Here is a 332-nt window from a genome sequence, read left to right as displayed (position 1 = left end):
GGGAAAAAGATGATGGCACGCTACGACATTCCTGATGACGCATGGATAGTGATAGAACCTTGTTTACCTCCGGTCCATTCAGAGCGGGCAGGACGTCCACATGTTGAACACCGCCGAGTGATGAATGGGATGTTCTGGGTCTTGTGCTCTGGGGCACCGTGGCGTGATTTACCTGAACGCTATGGTCCTTGGAAAACGGTCTATAACCGATTTAACCGCGGGTCAAAATCGGGCATTATCAACAAGATATTTAACCGGTTACTGTCCATTCTGGATGAAAAAGGCTTGATTGACTGGGCTGAAATTTGCCTGGATGGCAGCAATATTCGCGC

Annotated in this window: 1 protein-coding gene; it reads left to right on the top strand. The window is 49.1% G+C overall.

Annotated elements, in window-relative coordinates:
• Positions 1-12 precede the first annotated feature (12 nt).
• On the top strand, positions 13-332 hold a 320-nt coding region (locus NXS07_RS21055; protein ID WP_258087640.1), incomplete at its 3' end, for an IS5 family transposase.

The sequence above is a fragment of the Xenorhabdus bovienii genome (assembly GCF_024721015.1).
Classification (GTDB): Bacteria; Pseudomonadota; Gammaproteobacteria; order Enterobacterales; family Enterobacteriaceae; genus Xenorhabdus; species Xenorhabdus bovienii.
This window is presented reverse-complemented; position numbering and strand designations above follow the sequence as displayed.